This is a genomic window from Natrarchaeobaculum sulfurireducens (genome assembly GCF_003430825.1).
In the GTDB taxonomy this organism is placed as follows: Archaea; Halobacteriota; Halobacteria; order Halobacteriales; family Natrialbaceae; genus Natrarchaeobaculum; species Natrarchaeobaculum sulfurireducens.
Window position 1 is genome coordinate 37,572 of sequence record NZ_CP024046.1, and the last position, 17,320, is coordinate 54,891.

Below are 17,320 nucleotides of genomic sequence, written 5' to 3' on the forward strand. Positions count from 1 at the left end.
TTCCCGTTGAATCCGTACAATACGAGCCCACGTCTGCGCCTCTGGGCGCGAGACGAGGTCAAGTGTAGCCAGATGATTAATATCTCCTGAACCCCTTGCTTAAAAACTGGCAGGAGAAGACGGTATGACCATACAGAAATCTACAACTACACCCACAACTGCTCGCCAGGCCGTCTACGCTGCCTTTGCTGATCGCAGTCTCGGTGTTGAATCGGCGACTCGGCAGGCACTCGACGTCGGCCGTAAGCGATTAGGTTTGAGTATTGGATTTTTGACTCGTATCGAAGACGGTGTCCAGACGATCACCGTTTCTGTGGGTGGAGAAGACACGCTTGAAACCGGCTCCAGGTGCCCACTTGACCAGGCCTACTGCAAGCGTACAATCGAGAGTGACGACCCATTGTGCGTCCAGAATGCGCCTGAATCGGGAGCGATTAGTGACATCGCCTATGAGACGTTCGATCAGGACGCCTACATCGGTACAAAGGTCCTCGTCGACGGCGAGACACACGGAACAGTCTGTTTTAGTGACCCAGAATTACGATCAGCGGGGTTCTCCGAAGACGAAGAACTGTTCGTCGAACTGCTGGCACAGCTGATTGGCCAAGCGCTCGAGCGTCGCAAACACCACCGACGCCTCGAGCGGGAGAGCAGGCGGTACCAGTCGCTCGTCGAGGCCAACTTCGACGTGGTCTATCAGCTCGACCACGAGGGGAACTTCAAGTACGTCTCACCAGGGGTCGAAAAGATGCTCGGCTACGACCCTGAGGCGCTCATTGGGAAACAGTTCACCGAGATTATCCACGAGGCTAGCCACACGACCGCAGACAACACGCTTGAGAAAAACCTCGAAGGGAAAGCGGTCGAAGGTATCGAACTCGAAGTCGAACGCGCTGATGGAACGAGTGCGACGCTCGCAGTCAACGCGATGCCCGTCCTCGAAGAGGGAGAGGTGATTCTCGCCCAGGGTGTCGCCCGCGATATCACGATGCGGAAAGAACGCGAACAGCGCCTCAGGCGGCTCGAGAACGCTGTCGAACACGCTGGCCACGTCGTGATGATTACCGATGGCAAAGGAAAAATCGAGTACGTAAACCCCGCCTTCGAAGGAGCAACTGGATACGACCGCGAGGAAGTAATCGGTGAAACGCCGGCCCTACTGAACTCGAACGAACACGATCCGACGTTCCACGAGGAGATGTGGAGCACGATCACGGACGGAGAGATCTGGGAAGGAGAAGTCGTTAACGAACGGAAAGACGGTGAGGAGTACGTGATAAACCAGACTATCGCCCCAATCAAAGACGATATCGGGGATATCGAGGGATATGTGGCGATAAATCAGGACATCACGGATCGGCTTGAACGGGAGGCCGAACTCAAGCTCAAAAACCGGGCCGTCGACGAGGCGAGTGTCGGGATCACCATCTTCGAGGTCGAGGATGGGAAACGAACGTTAACGTACGTCAATGATCACTTCGAGTCGCTTACTGGCTACGACTCCGAGAAACTCCTGGCCCAGGAGCTGAGCGTCCTTACCGGAGAGGCGACTGATGCGACCTCCATCCAGACACTCGAAAAGTCAATCGAGGCCGGCGAATCGGTCTCGATCGAGTGGATCAACTACCGCAAGAACGGGGCCCCGTTCTGGAACGCCACCAGCCTAACGCCTGTCCACGGACCTGATGGAGAGGTTACCCACTCCGTCGGGTTCCACACCGACATTACGGACCGAAAGCGGACGGAACGCCTGCTCGATGTCCTCAACCGTGTCTTACGTCACAACATCCGTAATGACTTGACAGTCATTCTCGGCTATGCGGATCTCCTCGAAGCGGGGGTGTCCGGAGTCGAAACCGTCGCCGAAGACATCGGTGAGACCGGGACAGAGCTCCTCGACGTATCCGAACGAGCTCGAGAACTCGAGCAATTCATCGATCGCGAGCACGCCCCCTATGGCCACGACCCACAGGCACTGCTCGAGCGGGTCGTCTCGAGGTGCTGCGATGAGTTCCCGGATGCAACCGTCGATATCGACGTCCAGACTGACGATCAACTCGTTGCCGGACCCGAGATCGAGCGAGCACTCGCAGAACTCCTCGAAAACGCTCTGGTCCACGACGACGATCGCCCAACGAGAGTCGATCTCGAGGCTCGAAGCGATAGGGGGTATCTTGAGATCACCGTGATCGATAACGGGCCGGGGATTCATCCCGACGAGTCGTCAGTAATCGAGGCGGGGCGAGAAACCGCTCTTGATCACAACCTCGGGCTTGGGTTGTGGATCGTAAACTGGATCGTCACGAAGTATGGCGGCTCTTTCCAGGTCCACCAGACGGCCGACGCAGAGACGGGAACCGTTGCCAGACTCAGATTACCGGCCGTAACCTCTGAGGAATCAGTGAAGGCGGTTGATACCTGTCCGACGACGCTGTTTCGATGACAGGTCTGAAAATGGCTTTGTGAGACGTGCAGACTGACAACAGGCCGTCGGAATACACGTTGACCTCTTCCCACGCGTGAAGTCGCGGGTATGTGCTCGCAATATCAGTGAAAGTGATTCGATGGTTTTCATACATGAGAACACCGGCTAAGCACCGGAAGTCGATCTCAAACTGATTTCTCGAAGTTTCATAGGACTTTTATTCTATTTAACATAGCTTATACGCTTTCCGATCAACTCGTTTTTATGGATACGGAAGGGTGGTCCGGATCGACCAGTTTGGACAAGACTGCTAACCAGTTGGCCGAGGAGATCGGACTTACCGAGGAGGAAATCGCTTGGCGAAAAGCGTTTGTTGGGTTTGACACGGAAGAGCAAGAGCGGATGGCGAGGCTGGGCGATGTCGTTTCAGAGGAGAAAGAGCAACTCACCGACGCATTTCTCGAGACCATCTATGCCCACGATCGAACCCGGGCAGTCGTCGATCGATCGTCACAGGGAGACGACGGACTCCGTCGGGTCGTCGAAACGTATCTCGAGACGCTTACTGGTGGCACATACGATACAGAATATTATACTCAACGCTGCCGAATCGGGCGAATTCACGATCAACTGGACCTGCCACTGCACCACTTTAGTGGGATGTTCGGGAACGTGACGACACTCTTTCTCGAAGAAATCAAAGCGAACACGATCGAGACGGCTCGCAACGCTGCCGAGAGTGACGGCCCAGATGCGGTCGAAGCGGCCATCGAAGAGGGGTTTGCAGATGCGATGGCGACAACTCGGTGTATCAATCTCGAGATGCAGGTAGTTAACGACACCTACGAAAGTCGTCGCCGGGAACTTCGTGAAGCGATCAATCTCATTCCTGATCCGATCTTCGAGTTGACATCCTCCCGCGCCTAAAGACGCGGGAATCCCACGGAACCGCACCGCTGAGTTGGGATATTAGGGTTCGCGGTTCACGACCTGTTCTCGTGGGGCGAAACAACTCTCACTACGGTCGAACAGGTGAACCGCTGGCTGTGCCAACCAGCCGTTATCCCTATCACCGCCATCCGTGGCGAGACTCGGGAGTACCTTTTGTCGAATGTTCTCCGCGCCGTTCACGTCTGCGTTCGCAACCGTGTCGCACTTTTCACACACGTACAGTCCGCGTTCCACACGCTGTTTGTCGTCGGTTTGACCACACGCTGAACACGAGTTCGACGTATCGCGTTCCGACACCAACTCTACGTCGATGCCCTCGGCTTCCGCCTTGTAGTCGAGTAGCGTCGTGAAACGGTCGAACGCCCACCCGTGCAAGTCAAGATTTCCGTGGTCACCCCAGTTTCGGGGTTCACCGTTCTCGCCGTCCTCTCGAATGCCACCGAGATCGCCAACGACGAGCGTGCCGACACCTCGTTTGACACACTCTTCTACGATTGCTTTCGAGAGCGTGTGCAAGAAGTGTGTCCGGCGGCCTGTTCGATTCCGGTCAAGCCGAGTAGCTTCACGAGATGAGGAATCGTCGCACTTGGCTTTCTTCTTCGTAAAGTAGTATTCGTCCTCTTTGAGTGCGCCACCGGGATACAACACCGACTCGCCGCCGAACGAGACGGCGGCGAAGTTGCAAATCCCGAGGTCAACACCAGCCACCTCTTCACCCGGTGATTCCGGGTCGATGACGGTGCGACAGATGAATTGAAGACGCCACTCGTCATGCTTGTAGATTGCGCGAACTTGTTGAATGTCCCACTCGGTCAGGTCAACATCCGGGCGAGTCTGGTACTCGCACAGGATGAAGTCTGAACGGTGTTCTTTGAGGTTGCGGCCTTTCGAGAGGCGAACGCGGTTGAACTGTTCATCGTGCTTGAAGCCAGCCACTTTGAACGACACGGTTGAACGTGGATGGGAGTCTCCGTTTTTGCGGTAGCCGGGCGGTCGGGCACGGTCGTCGCCGTTCCGACGCTTGCCGAACCAGCCGTTAAACGCTTCAGCGAGTTCTTCGAGAACGCGCTGACTGGATTGAGAATGTAAGTCCGTATAGCGTTCGTGACCTTTGAGTTCGGCTTTGAGTTCCCCGTCATCGGGAATCTCGCCCGTTTCGTCCCACTGTTCTTGTGCGTAGTAGCGACCGACGTTCCAGAGTTTTGAGGCGGCCCATCCGAGTTGGTCGAGGTCGTCACGAACCTGTCGCTGGTTCGTGATCGTGGCCTCGAAGGTTCGGATGGTTCGACTCATATGTTGGCTTCATAACTGGTTATGCGTAGCGTTTTCTTAATAGTGTCGGTTAGCGTTGAATATCCAGCCTTGCTATCGGCGGTGGGTTGTGTAGGAGATGTCGGATTCATCCTGACCCTAAAGGGTCAGGTATTCTCCTCGAATCTGTATAACGATCCGACCGGGAGTGTGTTCGTGGTGGAACTTCCGTTGGCTGCTCACTGACGAGGGACTACCATCAAAATGTGGCTTGGTTCCGAAAAACCAAACGTCGTAGTGAAGAGGAGACTCCCCCATCACAAAGTGACAGCTATAACATCTTTGACCCAAGTTTATTTCCCTCTCAGCTACCACTGAAGTGCCAATGGACCGTGTCCCGCAATTCCCCGAGCAGTGGACAACTGTCGAAACGATAGAGTCACACACCGCCGGTGAACCCCTCCGGGTGATCATCGATGGGGTTCCACCACTCGAGGGGACCTCGATACTCGAACGGCGACGGTACATGCGAGAGCATCACGACGAATTGCGCACGGCACTGATGTGGGAACCGCGAGGCCACACGGATATGTATGGGGCCATTCTGACGGATCCTTGCACACCGGCCGGCGACGTCGGCGTTCTCTTCACGACCAACAAGGGGTATAGTACGATGTGTGGCCACGGGATCATCGCACTGGGTGTCGTGCTGGTCGAGACCGGGATGGTGGCGGCATCTCCTCCATCGGAAACGATTAACTTCGACACACCTGCGGGACTCGTGTCGGCGAAAGCAGCGCTTTCGGACGGACGGGTCGAATCGGTCTCTTTCAAAAACGTCACGTCCTTTGCAGACGGCCTCGACCGGCAGATAACGGTACCCGAGTATGGAACCATCGAGTACGATCTTGCATACGGTGGTGCGTTTTATGCCTACTGTGATGCCGATCAGCTCGGACTCGAGCTGACACCGGAAAACACCGACGAGATCAGGCGGGCTGGCATGGCGATCAAACGAGCAGTTGCCGACGCGGTACCGATCGAACACCCACGGGAAGACGATTTGAGCTTTTTGTACGGGACCATCTTCCGAGGCCCTCCAGAGAACCCGGACTGTGACAGTCGAAACGTCTGTGTCTTCGCCAACGGTCAGATCGACCGCTCTCCGACGGGGACCGGCGTGAGCGGCCGATTAGCGATCAACCACGAGCGCGGCACCCTCGAGGTCGGTGACGACTTCGTCGTCGAGAGTATCATTGGAACCACGTTCACGGGAACGATCGACGAAGTGACGACCGAAGATGGACGTTCGGCTGTCATCCCACGCATCACCGGCAGCGCCCATATTACCGGACACAACCAGTTGCTGATCGATCCCGACGACCCGCTTCGAGACGGGTTCGATCTGGGATGACTCGGAGCTATCGTCCCCTCTCCGCTCCGAACCAGTTCCCTCGCCTGTGAAGGCGCGTATAAACGAGACAACGAGAGTTCCACGGGTCACCCGATCCGTGGTGTTCTACAATTCGAGCCTCCCCAGCCGCGCCGAATTAGTGATGACCGAGACGCTCGAGGTGATCATCGCGGCGACCGCGATGACCGGATGGAGTAGTCCGAAGAACGCGACCGGGATGGCGACCGCGTTGTAGATGAACGCCCAGAAGAGGTTCTGTTTGATCTTCGAGAAGATCCGCTCGGAGAGAGTAAAGGCGTCCACGAGCGCGTCGAGCTGTCCGCGAACGAGGCTGACGTCACTGGATTGTATTGCGATGTCTGTCCCAGTCCCAATGGCGATCCCGACGTTGGCCTGCTTGAGCGCCGGCGCGTCGTTGATACCGTCGCCGACCATTCCAACCGTGTACCCCTTGTCTTGTAACTGTGCGACTTTGTCGATCTTGTCCTGCGGCAGGACGCTGGCCATCACCCGTTCGGGATCGATATCGGCCTGGTCGGCGATCGCACGGGCGGTCCGCTCGTTGTCGCCGGTGATCATCCACGTCTCGATATCACGCTCGTGGAATTGTGCGATCGCGTCCACGGAGCCCTCCTTGATGGTGTCGGCTGTGCTGACCAGTCCGACCGGTTCGTCCTCGAGGCCGACGATCACCGTCGTCTTCCCTTCTCGCTCGAGGTCGCGCAACCGGTCGTCGATTCGTGTCGGGAGACTGACCTCGAGTTCATCCTCGAAGAACCTGGGGTTGCCCACGGCGACCGATCGTCCGTCGACTGTCGCCGTGACTCCTTTACCGGGAACGCTCTCGAACGTATCAGGGTCCGAAAGTTCGATCCCCGAGTTCTCGGCGTACTCGATCATGGCGTGGCCAATCGGATGTTCGCTCCCGCGTTCGGCGGAGGCAGCGAGTCTGATAAGTTCGTCCTCGTCGAGCTCTGCTCCGGAGGCGACGTCGGCGTCGTCGCCAGGATCGTCGGTAGCGATTCCGCCGTCGGTAACACTCTGCCGGTCGGCTTCGACGACCACGTCCGTGACGGAGTGGTCGCCCTCAGTGATGGTGCCCGTCTTGTCGAGCACGACGACGTCGAGGTCCTTCATCGTCTGGATGGCCTCGCCGTCACGGAACAGGATGCCGTTCTCGGCGGCCTTACCTGTACCAGCCATCAGCGCAGTCGGCGTTGCCAAGCCGAGTGCGCAGGGACAGGAGATCACCAGGACGGCTACGGCCGCGAAGACCCCCAGCGTGAGCGGATCGAGCGCGAGGTCGACCCACGGGAGGTACGGCGCACCGACGCTGGCGACGGTCTCCATCGCACCCGGCGTGAGCCACCACAGCAGGAACGACAGGCCCGCAATGGCAAACACCGTCGGCACGAAGTAGTTCGTGATGCGGTCGGTGAGCGCCTGAATCGGGACTTTGGTTCCCTGAGCCTCCTCGACGAGTTCGACCACCTCCGAAAGGAAGGTGTCGTCGCCGACTTTGGTCGCCTCGACCTTGAGCCGACCGGCGTTGTTGACCGTCGACCCGATCACGTCGTCTCCTTCCTCCTTGGTGACGGGGTCCGACTCACCAGTGACCATCGACTCGTCGACGTTGCTTCGGCCGTCGACCACGAGTCCGTCGACGGGGATCTTCTCGCCGGGCCGGACGACCATCAGGTCACCAACGTCGACGTCGTCGATAGGGACCTCTAGTTCCTCGCCGTCTCGGAGGACCCGCGCCGTCTCTGCTTGCATCGACATCAGCCCCTCGATTGCCGAACTCGCACGGCCCTTGGCTCGGTGCTCAAGGTAGGTGCCGACGTTGTGCGAGGCCATGATCATCGCCCCCACGCCGGCGTAGTTCTCCATCGGCGCCACGAAGACCATCACCCCAGTGACCCACGCGACGAGCGTCCCGACCGAGATCAGCGCGTGCATGTTGAACACGCCGTTTTTGAGGCCACGGTACGCTGCCGAGTGTGTTCGCAGGCCGTAGTAGAAGACGACGGGCGTCGCGAAGATGAGCATCAAGACGTCGATCTGGAAGCCGGTCAACGGATCAAGCGGCGTCCACATGAAGACCATCAAAAGGACGATAGGCGACGTGACGATCCAGGCGTGGATCCCTAATCGACGAAGTTTCTGTAGTTCCTCTTCGTCCTCCATCTCTCGTTCGTCGTCGAGGAGTTCCTCTCGAACGCCGTAGCCAGCGTCCTCGACGGCCTCGATGAGGTCGTCGACGCTCACGTCCGTATCGTGCTCGACGTCCGCACGCTCCGTCGCGAAGTTGACCGACGCTTCTTCTACGCCGTCGACGTCCTCGAGACTGTCCGCTATCGTCGATGCACAGGTCGTGCACGACATTCCTGAGAGGGACAGGTCCGTTCGTTCTAGGGTTGGTTGATCACTTGGCATGGCGTCTTCACCTCGTGTCAACCTATGGGCTACAATTTGAAGCGGATTGTCGTTACAAATACTCGAGTGGAGACGGGAGTAGATCTTCAAATCCAAAGTCCACAACGAGAGTCAATCGGTCCCCTGCTGGATCGATTCGTAGCGTCGCTCGTACATGCCCTTACAGGAACTGCAACAGAACACCTTGATCTCGTCACCGATCCGAGCTGTCTCACCGTCACTCGTGACGGTATTGTCACAGACAGCACAGGAGAGGCTGAAATCGGCGGGGGTTATCCCGGTGTTCCACTCGTAGTGAGCAAGCGGCTTGATATCGTACGAAACCAGGTCAGCAACGTCGAGCGCTTCCCGAAACCACGAATGCACGTCCTGATTCGGCGCGTTCACGTGAGCGACGATACTCCCATCTAGTTGCTGGAAACTGTGTTCTGTTTTGTCGAGCGTTGAGACGTGTTCAAAAACACGTTCAACGGCCTCTGGCTTGACTTCCAGATGCAAAAGCACCGGCACGCGGTTCTGGAGTTTCGTTCGATCGACGTCGAGCGTGAAGTTCTGTATAACGTCGAGTTCCTGCAGTCGAGCGACGCGATCGGATACCGCCGGCGGTGTAAGACCGACGTGGTCGGCTATCTCACTGTACGGTCGTCGGGCATCGTCGACTAACAATTGGAGTATCTCGAGGTCGGTTTCATCTGGACTCCTCATGTAAACGACTACCTCTGCCATTGGGTTAACCTTATCCGAAGAACCACTTCACATTCAAAACCAGCTGGGGATAATAGCTGAACATTTGAAACAGGAATGGGAATAAGAGAACGGCTCTCCTAGACACGACATGCGCGAACTATCACCGTCACCGGGGTGAGTTGTGACGTCTCTGAAAGCCCCTGACGCGCTGGAAGTACATCGTATGTCTGGCCGGCCGTTGAGCTGGGAGTTCATCGAAGAACTCAGGGAGATTGCCTCGTATGATGATGCGTACGGTCGTGGCGCAACCGCCGTCCTCGACCAAACAGGGTCGCTCGAGACACAGTCGGTCGACCTCGATGCTGAGTTTCCACTCGATGACGGCGAGAACGCTGCTGTCACCCTCACGAACGAACTTGATGCCGCACTATTTCTCTGTGATGAGTTCAACCAACTCGGCTTGATTCACGCGTCGCTCGCCGATACTCGGCTCGTGACGACTCCGACCTTGCTCTCAGTCCTCGTTCGAAGCGAACAGCTGTCAACTTCCGATGCTCAGATGCTCCTCGATGGAATCAGCGACGCCCGTAGCTGGGATGCGAACAGCTACGTGCAGCGAGCCCGCTCGTTGCTGGAGGAATCCTGACTACCCCCGGGACCGTCTGTGAGATGATTTCCCCGTGATGGCCACGCTCCGCAGAGTGACGCGGGACCGGTGTGGAGGTCACCGAACGGTTGAGGGCGATGGGCCACGAAGCGACTGATACTCGTGTCGAACACCAACCGGACATACGATCTCGTCGTCTGGGGTGCAACTGGCGTCGCCGGCCGTCTCGTCGCCGAATACCTCACCGAACAGTATACGTCGGACGACCTCTCACTCGCACTCGGCGGTCGCGACGAGACGCGACTTGGAGAACTGGAAGCTACACTCGTAACGCACCGCTCCGGATGGGAAGAACTCCCAGTCGTCATCGGCGACGCGACTGAGCCGGAGAGTCTGCGTGCTATCGCCGAGGATACCCGTGTCGTCTGTACGACTGTCGGCCCGTACACAACGTATGGCACGCCGCTCGTCGAGGCGTGTGTCTCGGCCGGAACGGACTACTGTGATCTTACCGGGGAAGTAAACTGGGTTCGAGAGATGATCGACCGGTACCACGACGATGCGGTCGATGCGGGCGCTCGTATCGTCCACAGCTGCGGATTCGATTCGATCCCAGCCGATCTCGCTACGTTACTCGCACAGTCCTACGCTATCGACGAGTTCGGGACACCCTGTGACCTGGTTCGGATCTACCTTGAGGACGGTCGTGGCGGGGTAAGCGGTGGAACGATGTCGAGCGTCGTCGAGGTGTTCAGGGCCGCCTCCACCGATCCGCTCGCCCGGCAGACGCTTCGGAACCCGTATTCGCTAGCGCCGCCGGGCGAGCGCGATGGCGTCGATCCGGGCGCACAGTCTCTCCCGAGGAAAGACCCACTACGAGGCGAGTGGACGGCCCCGTCGCCGATGGCGGTCGTGAACGAGCGGGTGATCCGACGAAGTAACGCCCTGCTCGAGTATCCGTGGGGTCGCGAGTTCGAGTGTACGGAGGTCGCCCCTGTCGGACCTGGGCTCGTCGGTATGATGGGTGCAAGCGCGGTCACAGCCGGCCTCGGATTGACGACTGGAGCACTGGCCTTTGGCCCGACGCGGGAGGCGCTCCGTCGCTTTGCGTTCCCCGAGCCGGGCGAGGGACCGACGAGAGAGGAGATCGAGAATGGGTACTTTAGGATTTGCGTGCTCGGTCGCGGAACTGCCACCGACGGGCCGTTCGTCGTCGAGAGTCGGATCAGCGCCGACCGAGACCCCGGTTATGGTGCGACTGCGAAGATGCTAAGTGAGGCCGCGATGTGCCTCGTGAACGAGGATATCGATTCGCCGCTCGCGGGCGGTATTCTCACACCGGCGGCAGCTATCGGTGGGCCGCTCGCGGACGGGCTGCGCCGGGCGGGACTGATGGTCGAAGTGAGCGAGCGGGTACCCGATCAAACGTAGCGAGTGCGGATTCGATCGCCGGGAGTCAGAGCCAGTCGCCAGGCAGTTCGTCGGCGTGGTTCTTGATCAACTCCAGTAACGGCTGTCTCTCATCGAATTGAGGCCCCTTCTTCACGCTGTTCCTCTTTTCGTCCCAGTTTATAGGTATGCATGGTCGAGCGCAGTCAAAAACGTTCTATCGATGGAAAACAGACTTCGGCCGACCGGGAAAGTGTATGAGGTGAACAACCCCGACCACAAGGGTCGGGGCTTCTTCGTGGTTCCCTCAGATTATCGCTAACACTCCCTGCAACCTTGACGCCTACCCGTTCCAGAGCAAGGCCGTCTCAAGCGGTTACGAGGGATGAGGTCGGGCGGTTCACGCGCCCCGATGCCCACCGTCGCACCTTCCGAACTTGAGGAAGGCTCTTGAGAGTAGGCACATCTAACATACACTTCTCCAATCCACGCTTCGCAACGTTCACCGATGCATTCCTATCCGAATGGTCTTGATGACCACACGACTTACACTTGAATCGTTTCCGCCGTCGATTCGCTCGCTCGGCGTGTTCACACCCAGTCAACGCACAGCCCTGACTCGTGTACTCCGCCTCAACCGAGGCAATTGGAATGCATTCAAACGCTGCTTTGTACGCGATGAACACTTGTGTTGCGCGGAACGGCATCGCGTGGAGCCGACGATTCATCCGAGTGCCGTAGTCGATTGACTCGCGCATATCCTTGAGGTCTTCAAGAGCAATACACGGGTCAGGAAACCGCTTCGCAAACTCGACTACAGCCCGAGACAATTTGTGGAGTCTGTCGTGGACAAACCGATACTCCCGGTCACGAACCACATTCTTGTACGACGGTTTCCCCGCGTTCTGCATCCGCTTTTTCATCGTGAAATAGCGGTGGCGCTCGGACTTGATTTCGGGGAAGTCGATGACGAGTGTGTCGAGAACTCCCGTTTCGTCCATCGCGGTCAACGCGATGTTGTCCTCGTTCACATCCACACCAATCACCGTCTGCGAGTCGGTCTTGTCTCGAACGGTCTGCGTCTGGTGGGTGACGTTGACGTGGAGTTCAGCACGGCCATCCGGGAACAGAGCTTCAGCCGTCCCTATCTTCCACTCGTCACTCGACAACGCGGTTTTCAGCACGTCGAGATGCACCGGGTCGCCAACGACCGTGCCACGAACAGGATTGTACGGTTTCGGAGAGATACGGAACTCAACGTCACCGTCGTCGGTAAGTGAGAGCGTGTATCCCTCGGTGTGGTTCATCCGCAAGGGATATGGCCCAATTTTGGTGTGACTGGGCATGTTGTAATCGTCGTATTCGTAGTAGTTCTCCATCGCTTCGAGAGCTTTCTTGACGACCAATTGCGTGTTGTTTTTCACGAGGTTGGCGTCTTGCTCCATCTGGCGACGGATGTCATCCCAGTCGTCGCCTTGTTTGGCGAGGCGGATGGTGTCGTTGTACACCGAGCGTGATTCCTGCATGGATTCGAAGACCTTTGTCTCGCTCCCCTCCTCGTAAAACTGGAGTTGGAGTGGGAGGGTTTTCGTAAGATTTTGGTCTTCGATGTCCATGCGTGGTACTCACTCGGTGTCTTCGTCGTACGTCCACTCTCGGAGGAGTTCGCGTACGACATCGGCTTTCGTTCGGTCTTCGTCGATGCATTTCTTCGAGAAGTCTTTGTAGAAGTCCTCCTCGAAATCGACGGTGAATCGTCGTGCCATCTTGTTTGCAGTAGATAATTATTAACACATCAACTTAAATGTTGTTACGTCGTCCAGTGTGTATGGAGGCGACTCGCTCGAACCACACAGTGTACAATATCAACTATCATTTCGTGTGGTGCCCCCGGTATCGGCACTCGTTTCTCAACCACGTTGCGGATACACTGGAATCTGAGTTCCATGCCATTATCGAACGGAACGACTACGAGTTGCGGTCGTTGCATATCTCTCCCGACCATGTTCATGTGTTCTTGGGAGCGCACCCGAAACACTCACCGAGCGAAATCGTGTCGAGGTTAAAGAGCGTGACGGCCCGGAGATTGTGGTCAGACTATCCCGAAGTGATGCGGTCGTTATACTGGGGAGGGGGGTGTTGGGAGCGTTCGTTCTACGTGGGGACGGCGGGTGAGGTAAGCCGAGAAACGATTGAACAGTATATCAATCGTAGTGAGCATGTGTAGTCCTTCGACGGGCTTTACCCCCGACCTCAAGGGTCGGGGTTCTCGCCCTGCACCGCCTATAGAACCGTATGAGACTGCTCACGAAGGCTGCCATCCTCGGTAGTGGTGTGGCACTTGCGGGGTGGATTGGATGGGGGCTCTATTCGACCAGAGGCACAAAGACCGTGCCGTATGAACGGCTGCGAACGCTAGATGGCGGTGAACTCCGTCAGTATCCCCAAACGGTTCTCGTCGAAACCTCGGCACCGAATCAGCGGATCGCGTTTCGACGACTCTTCAACTACATCTCCGGAGCCAACCAGCGTGATGAGTCGATCCCGATGACTGCCCCCGTCGAAACTCAAAGCGAGGATTCGATCCCGATGACTGCCCCCGTCCGGTCAGCGGTGACCAACACTGACGCTGATTCGGTTCGGATGGCGTTCTATCTGCCCGCAGAATATAGCCCTGAAACTGCACCAGAACCGACTGAAGCGCACGTTTCGCTCGTCACAGAGCCACGGAAAGCCGTTGCTGTGGATCAATTTTCTTGGTGGACCCCCGAGTGGCGGGTCGCACGGCGGACGCGGAAGCTTCTGTCCACGCTCGACCGGGAAGGTATGGAACCGCAAGGCGACCCCTATCTGCTCCGATACAATGATCCGTGGACGCCCCCGTTCATGCGACGGAACGAAATCGCGGTAGAAGTCCTACCAACCTAGCGCTGTGTAGCCAGCAGCTCCTGAATGAAATACTTCGGCTCCGTCAGATAGGCGCTGCTGACTATAGAGCATAGATGCAGCGAACTGCCTTCGTTTATTTTGACCAACAGCTACGACGAACCGACGAACGTGCGTTGATCAAGATTGGTCAGGCTAATAGATCGAGTCGATCGAGGCGCGAGGAGATTACATCGAGTGCGTGGTCCGCTTCCGCGGGTTCTTTTGCTCCAGTGACGACAACTTTGCCGCTACCGAAGATGAGAGTAACCACGTCGGGATCGTCCAGCCGATAGACGAGACCCGGGAACTGCTCGGGTTCGTATTCGATATTTTCGAGACCGAAGCCAATGGCGGTGGCGTGCAGATTGACTGGACAGTCCAGATCGCCAGTCGAGACAATATTCTGGATGACGATCTCAGGATTGGACGGAACGTCGATACCCAGACCACGAAGTTCATCAAACACGATATCAAGACTCTCGTAGACGTCGTCAGTACTTTTCGTGCCCGTGCAAACGATCTTACCTGTTCGGAAGATCAAAGAGGCGGATTTCGGGTTCTGTGTCCGATAAACCGCCCCGGGGAACTTCTCTCGGTCGTAGTCCGTTCTGTCAAGGTCTTCGGCGACCGATTCGAGGTCGAGTTCTTGACTGACCCCAGTCGAAGCGACGATATTCTCTATCGTGGGAGAGGATTCTAAATTGGACATGCCTACGCTAAACGTCGATTTTACCAACGAAGTAGCTGGCTATTTTCTATTTGAGTGCCACAAACCGAAACACTAATCGTTCATTTATTTTAACCAGCGAGTTTCACCACCAAGGGACCGGTATCGACTGTTTCCTGTGTTTAGATCATACAATATCGCTGTGCAACGTTGAGTCAGTGATTTGGCGCGCTGTTCGCGATAGTTATCAGAAATATTGATTACCCCTTCGTTATTTTCTTGACCTGTACTTAACGATCACTACACTCTCAGATTGGTGCTCAGTCTGTACCACATTCGCGCGTTGAGTTCAGCACGGATTGTTCTAACTGCTCAGCTTTTGTCAGGAGTGGCGTGACTAACTCAGAGCATGAGGGCGCAGTAAAAAGGAGTCCCTTTTGACGGTTCATTGGTCACAGGTAGGCACTGCAAAACTTACCGAGATTATATAAGATAGCTATACGTTACTTCAGCTCGATTAGTTGCTAAACTGGGTGAAAATGTGTTTAGGGAAAACTACGAACATCAGCAGGAGAAGCTCTTTTCGCCCGTCAAAGACCTTCCTACTGGACCGAAGAAGAAATTGCGAAATCACTGGTCTACCCATTTTTACGAACACGTCTTCACTCAGATAGATGAGAGAACGTTCGGACGGCTATACCATGGCGGGTATAGCCGTCCGAACAAGCCAGTCAACGAGTTGGTTTCGCTGGAGATTATCAAGCACCTGCTTGGACTGTCCGATAAGCAGCTCGAACATGCCTATCTGTTCGATTTTCGCGTCCGAAACGCCCTGGGTAAAGAAACACTCGGCGACAATATCTGTGCGAAGACGTTCACGAATTTCCGCCGACGGTTGATGGAGTACGAGGAAGAAACCGGTCGAGACCTGTTGCACGAGGTTTTCCAGGATCACCGAAGTTACATCCAAGACGAGTTCGAGATTGACGCCAGCACCCAGCGGATGGATTCAACGTTTATCGAGGCTAACGTCAAGCAACTCTCTCGAATCGACCTCATCGCTAAAGTCGTTCACAACTTCCTGGACGATCTCCCTGACGAGATCGTCCAGGAACTTCCGGCTGGTCTAGACGAATTCGCCGACACGGAGAACCTGGAACTGTCCTATGAACTGGACCCAGGTGAGGTTGGGTCGACCATGGAAACGCTCATCGAGCACGCTGTCTGGTTAATCGACGCGTTCGAAGCGGAGGAAAACTACGCTGAACTGGAGAGCTTTGCTCATCTCCAGCAAGTCCTCGACGAACAGTGCTACCGCATTCCTGATCTCGAAGATGATCACCGTGAGCACGATGAAGACGAGGATGACGACCATCCCGGTGACTCGCCGTCACCGGGATGGGAACCACTCAGAACGTTCACATCCAGCGAAGATGAGCCAAGCCACGAGCAGGCGACCGATGAGCCAGCTCAGCCCGATGAGGACGGTTCCGAGCACGATCGCGTTGGGCTGAAAGAACCTGATGAGATCAGTAGCGGTTCGATACAAAATCCGCATGACGTGGACGCGACTCACCGCCGAAAGGGCGGTGAGTCGTACTGCGGGTATAAAGCGAACGTCGCCGAGACCTGTGATGCGGAAAACCCGTTTCGCCTGATCACGACGATTCGCGTTGACACGAACAATACAGCCGATGGCGACCTGTTAGCCGAAGACGTCCCAGAATTGCCAGAAGAGACCGGGTTAACTGATCTCCTCGTCGACGGCGGCTACATGCACAAAGAAGTGGAGGCGTGCTGCGGTGTTCACGGGATCACGCAGCACTTCACAGGACTAACGGGGCAGCCCCCGCCTGCGGAGAAGTTGTCGCTAGCAGAAGCAGAGTGGGATGAGCATCGAATGGTTGCGTGTCCTGCCGGACACGAACCATTCGAGCAGCGATACATGCCCGAGAGTGGTCGTATCTCAGGACGAATGGGCAAAGAGTTCTGTGAAGGCTGTCCACACAAGGAGACCTGTTTCGTCAAGGAGAAAGAGGAGTTCTACAGTTACGGCTTCTACGAGCGAAAATTAGCCCTCGCCCACCGACGCAAGCGGTTGGACGATCCGGCAGAGAAGGAGTTTCTGAATTTACGCGCTGGAGCTGAGTCGTTGGTCAATGAGGTGTATCACCAGGACGGGGAGAAAACACGGTTCACAGGGACGATCAAGGTGAAGAACGCGTCGATAGCGAAAGCTATCGGGACGAATCTCAAGCGAGCCTCACGATTCTTGGAATCGGAGGCGAAGCAGGAGCATTCAGCCGGATAACCGGAATAGAAGGATTTTTTCTCGGCCCGAGTGCTGGTTTCATCGAGTTGGTAAGCGATTCAATAGATCTCTTGGAAGAACTCACTCGGGGTGTTCCCTGCGGAACACCCCTTTCTCCTGTGCCGTCAGAGCATAGATCCAGCAAATTAATCTCATTCATTCCAACACAACTGCGACGAATATACTGGTCAATGGACTTGATTTCAATCATTAAGACTGGTTATATCAGAAAACATTTATCTATAACCCGTACA

The 17,320-nt window shown here is 56.4% G+C and carries 13 protein-coding genes and 1 pseudogene; 8 read left to right on the plus strand and 6 right to left on the minus strand.

The genetic code is table 11. The annotated features are described in order from the left end of the window. The first annotated feature begins 124 nt into the window (after positions 1-124). Both AArc1_RS00520 and AArc1_RS00525 read left to right on the plus strand, forming a co-directional pair. On the plus strand, positions 125-2,443 hold the full coding sequence (locus AArc1_RS00520; protein WP_117362433.1) for a PAS domain S-box protein: 2,319 nt from the start codon (positions 125-127) through the stop codon (positions 2,441-2,443). A gap of 246 nt (positions 2,444-2,689) precedes the next feature. Further along, a complete protein-coding gene (locus AArc1_RS00525; RefSeq protein ID WP_117362434.1) occupies positions 2,690-3,352 on the plus strand; it encodes a protoglobin domain-containing protein in 663 nt (220 codons plus the stop codon). A gap of 42 nt (positions 3,353-3,394) precedes the next feature. Here the strand turns inward: AArc1_RS00525 and AArc1_RS00530 are convergent, their stop codons facing one another. Next, positions 3,395-4,669, minus strand: a complete 1,275-nt coding sequence (locus tag AArc1_RS00530; protein WP_117362435.1) for an RNA-guided endonuclease InsQ/TnpB family protein — start codon at positions 4,667-4,669, stop codon at positions 3,395-3,397. A gap of 343 nt (positions 4,670-5,012) precedes the next feature. On the opposite strand from AArc1_RS00530, the gene AArc1_RS00535 reads away from it, so the two are divergent. Then, complete coding sequence (locus AArc1_RS00535) at positions 5,013-6,041, plus strand: proline racemase family protein (RefSeq protein WP_117362436.1); 1,029 nt, start codon at positions 5,013-5,015, stop codon at positions 6,039-6,041. A gap of 105 nt (positions 6,042-6,146) precedes the next feature. On the opposite strand, the gene AArc1_RS00540 is transcribed toward AArc1_RS00535, so the two are convergent. Continuing rightward, positions 6,147-8,426: a heavy metal translocating P-type ATPase gene (locus AArc1_RS00540; RefSeq protein WP_228443363.1), complete on the minus strand. Its 2,280-nt coding sequence runs from the start codon at positions 8,424-8,426 to the stop codon at positions 6,147-6,149. Positions 8,427-8,588: 162 nt separating this feature from the next. Beyond that, a complete protein-coding gene (locus tag AArc1_RS00545) occupies positions 8,589-9,182 on the minus strand; it encodes an AsnC family transcriptional regulator (RefSeq protein ID WP_161958277.1) in 594 nt (197 codons plus the stop codon). Between the two features lie 235 nt (positions 9,183-9,417). On the opposite strand from AArc1_RS00545, the pseudogene AArc1_RS00550 reads away from it, so the two are divergent. After that, positions 9,418-9,810: pseudogene (locus AArc1_RS00550) on the plus strand (hypothetical protein); the annotation flags it as partial. 123 nt (positions 9,811-9,933) lie between these two features. Further along, positions 9,934-11,202, plus strand: coding sequence for a saccharopine dehydrogenase family protein (locus AArc1_RS00555; protein WP_117362439.1), 1,269 nt, complete (start codon positions 9,934-9,936; stop codon positions 11,200-11,202). Positions 11,203-11,528: 326 nt separating this feature from the next. Here the strand turns inward: AArc1_RS00555 and AArc1_RS00565 are convergent, their stop codons facing one another. Together AArc1_RS00565 and AArc1_RS18850 are read right to left on the minus strand one after the other, a co-directional pair. Further along, positions 11,529-12,776 carry an RNA-guided endonuclease TnpB family protein gene (locus tag AArc1_RS00565; RefSeq protein ID WP_117362440.1) on the minus strand — a complete coding sequence of 416 codons (1,248 nt, stop codon included), beginning with the start codon at positions 12,774-12,776 and terminating at the stop codon, positions 11,529-11,531. A gap of 9 nt (positions 12,777-12,785) precedes the next feature. Further along, positions 12,786-12,926: a hypothetical protein gene (locus tag AArc1_RS18850; protein WP_186336582.1), complete on the minus strand. Its 141-nt coding sequence runs from the start codon at positions 12,924-12,926 to the stop codon at positions 12,786-12,788. Between the two features lie 62 nt (positions 12,927-12,988). Between AArc1_RS18850 and tnpA the strand changes: the two genes are divergently transcribed. Both tnpA and AArc1_RS00575 read left to right on the plus strand, forming a co-directional pair. Beyond that, a complete protein-coding gene (gene tnpA, locus AArc1_RS00570) occupies positions 12,989-13,387 on the plus strand; it encodes an IS200/IS605 family transposase (protein WP_117362441.1) in 399 nt (132 codons plus the stop codon). Positions 13,388-13,455: 68 nt separating this feature from the next. Further along, positions 13,456-14,088, plus strand: coding sequence for an SOUL family heme-binding protein (locus tag AArc1_RS00575; RefSeq protein ID WP_186336583.1), 633 nt, complete (start codon positions 13,456-13,458; stop codon positions 14,086-14,088). A 148-nt stretch (positions 14,089-14,236) separates the two neighbouring features. On the opposite strand, the gene AArc1_RS00580 is transcribed toward AArc1_RS00575, so the two are convergent. Continuing rightward, a complete protein-coding gene (locus AArc1_RS00580) occupies positions 14,237-14,797 on the minus strand; it encodes a TATA-box-binding protein (RefSeq protein WP_117362442.1) in 561 nt (186 codons plus the stop codon). Between the two features lie 499 nt (positions 14,798-15,296). Here AArc1_RS00580 and AArc1_RS00585 point away from each other — a divergent pair, with 499 nt between their 5' ends. After that, positions 15,297-17,066, plus strand: a complete 1,770-nt coding sequence (locus AArc1_RS00585) for a transposase (RefSeq protein WP_117362443.1) — start codon at positions 15,297-15,299, stop codon at positions 17,064-17,066. Positions 17,067-17,320: the final 254 nt, after the last annotated feature.